The sequence below is a fragment of the Flavobacterium sp. genome (assembly GCF_043756175.1).
Lineage (GTDB): Bacteria > Bacteroidota > Bacteroidia > Flavobacteriales > Flavobacteriaceae > Flavobacterium.
Genome location: NZ_JAYURN010000143.1, coordinates 1 through 3,128, shown reverse-complemented (window position 1 = coordinate 3,128; position 3,128 = coordinate 1). Strand labels below are relative to the sequence as shown.

At 32.2% G+C, this 3,128-nt stretch carries 2 protein-coding genes; one reads left to right on the top strand and one right to left on the bottom strand.

The features are described from left to right. Positions 1–1,826 (top strand): triple tyrosine motif-containing protein (locus tag ACH2BP_RS11145; protein WP_395059895.1); only part of this gene is annotated, 1,826 nt, incomplete at its 5' end. 65 nt (positions 1,827–1,891) lie between these two features. Here the strand turns inward: ACH2BP_RS11145 and murF are convergent. Beyond that, a partial coding sequence (gene murF / locus ACH2BP_RS11140) for a UDP-N-acetylmuramoyl-tripeptide--D-alanyl-D-alanine ligase (protein ID WP_395059894.1) occupies positions 1,892–3,128 on the bottom strand: 1,237 nt, incomplete at its 5' end.

The window sequence follows — 3,128 nt, the reverse complement described above, 5'->3', positions numbered from 1 at the left end:
TAGCTACTAATCAAGGTCTTTTTTACCATTCTTGGAACAACAGCATTAAAGAGGATACTTTTAAACTTGTTGAAGGAACTACTGGTCAGGCTTGGAACATTCAAGTGATAGACGACCAGCTAATTTGCGCTCACAATAGAGGCGCATTGTTAGTTTCTGGAGGAAAAGTTATTAGAACATTAGACAATAAGGGCCATTTTGGCTTTAAGCCAATTCCTAATCGCCCTAATTACTTAATAGGATCTACATACAATGGATTTACCATATTTGAAAAAACAGTTAGCGGCTTATCCTATAAAAATCGAGTAGAAGGATTTGACCTATCTGCCAATACGTTTGAAATAGACGAACATAATTTATGGTTAAAAAAGGATAATTTAATCTATCAGTTAACGCTCTCTGATGATTTAAACAAATTTAAATCTATAAAAACGCATAAAAATTTATCCAACTCAGTTAAAGGAATAGGAAGTTTGCAACGAATGAAAAACAACTTATACTTTCAAACTAATAATCGTTTTTATAAATATTCACAAGAGCAAGATTTGTTTTTTGAAGATAAAAAAACCAGTGCAATTTTCAAAGACCTTCCACAAATACATTCTATAACCCAAGATAATTATGGTAATATCTGGTATGTTTTTAGTGAGTCATTAGGTGTTTTAATGAAGCAGAAAAGTGGCGGCTATAAAAACACAATTTCTCCTTTTTCCAGTTTAACCGGCAATCTCGTAAACAACTACATATCTATAAACACGATTAATCCTGAAAATATATTAATTGGTTTAACCGATGGTTTAGCACATTATAACTCCAAACTACAAAATTATTCCGCATCAAAACCAATGGCATTTATACGAAGTTTTTCATATCCTGGAGATACTATAATATTAGGAAATGGATCCAATAAAATTGAGATGCTTAAAATACCTTATTCAGCAAATCGAGCGAAATTTACATTCTCGTCACCAACTTATGAAAATCTGGAAAATGTAGAATTCTCTTATCAACTGGAAGGTTTTGATGATCGTTGGAGCACGTGGTCTTCTATTTCAATTAAAGAATACACCAATTTAAGAGAGGGTGATTATAAGATGAAATTAAAAGTGAGGAATAGTCATGGAATTCAATCAGAAGAAGCTATTGCTACTTTTACCGTTTCTCCACCTTGGTACAGGCATTTTTTAGCATATTTATTTTATATTCTACTAGTTGTCGCCTCTGTGTTTTTCATTCGAAACAGAGTGAAAATGAAAATTAGAAAAAACAAATATTACGAAACTATTGAACAGCGAAGACTTTATTTAGAGAAAGAATCTAAAATAAGACAGGAACAATATGAACTGGAAAAAGAAATTGAAAAATTGAAAAGTGACAAGTTACAAATTAAGATTTTAGCAAAGGATAAAGAATTAGTCAACAACTCGCTGCAAGTAGTCAAGAAAAACAAAATCCTAAATGGCATCATTTATAAATTAAAAGACATCAATGTTGAATCCTTTGATGATTCTACCAAATTCCAATTTACAAAATTGAATAAAAGCATCACCAAAGAGGTTAATGCGGACAAGAGCTGGAAAGACTTGGAGAAACACATTAAGAATGTCCATTTTGATTTCCTCAAGAGATTAAAAGAAAAATATCCTACAATATCTCCCCGAGAATTGGATTTGTCGACCTATTTATTAATGAATATGTCAACGAAAGAGATTGCCGAAATCATGAATATCTCAAACGGAGGAGTAGAACTTGCACGTTACCGATTAAGAAAAAAATTGGAGCTCAATAAGAAAGAAAACCTGATTGGATTTCTAATGAGTATTTAATAAAACTAAAAATGCCATCATAGTTTATTATGATGGCATTCCTATTATAAAACAACTTGTCTTGTTTAAAGAAAATCTAAAGTTCGCTCCAATGCCATTCCTCTCGAACCTTTTATCAAAATAGTACTAGTATCAAATTCAGTCGTTGCTAAATCATTCGAAAACTCTTCAAATGTATTATAGAACCAAAAGTTGTTTTTTTTCATTTCATTGGCATAAAATGCTGAACCGATAAAATAACATTTCACTTTATCTTCATTCAAAAGCAGGTCAACTATTGCTTTATGTTCCTGCTGACTTTCCGCTCCTAACTCAAACATATCTCCCAAAATCATTACCTTATTTTGACTCTCTAACTGGAGGAAATTTTCAATAGCTACAGCCATACTACTTGGATTTGCATTATAGGCATCCAGAATAATTTGGTTAGTTCCTTTTGTCAACAACTGCGATCTGTTATTTTCAGGCACATAACTTTCTAAAGCTTCTTTTATCGCAACATCATCAATTCTAAAATACTTTCCAATAGTAAGAGCGGCATTAATGTTATTGGCATTATACAAGCCTATTAAATGCGTTGAAATAGTCAAATTAGAATAGTTTATCGCAACAAATGGATTTGCTTTAACAGAAGTAATATTTACATCTACATTTGTTTTATTTACACCAAAAGAATAAGCCTTTAACATCCTTGACTTTTCAACTTGAATGGGATCTTCTAAGTTTATAAAAGCTAGTTTATCATTTGCCGAAAGGTACTGATACATTTCGCTTTTCCCTTCAATCACACCTTCTACTCCACCAAATCCTTCTAGATGCGCCTTGCCAAAATTAGTGATATAGCCATAATCCGGCTTGGCTAATTCACAAAGAAATTCAATTTCCTTTTTGTGATTGGCACCCATTTCTACAATTCCAATTTCAGTTTCTGAATTAAAAGAAAGTAAAGTCAATGGCACACCAATATGGTTATTTAAATTTCCAACGGTAGCTTTGATTTTATATTTTTTTGATAGAACAACAGCTATAAGTTCTTTTGTAGTTGTCTTCCCGTTACTACCTGTAAGAGCAATAATAGGCAATTTTAGATATTTCCGATGAAACTTCGCTAATTCTTGCAATGCCACTAAACTATCGTCAACTAGAATAGTCCTTTGGTCAATATAATAGGCGCCATTATCAATTATTACATAGGAGGCTCCTTTCTCCAGTGCTTCTTCAGCAAAAGTATTAGCATCAAAACGCTCCCCTTTTATGGCTACGAATAAGGAATTGGGTTCAATTTTACGAGTATCTATTGAA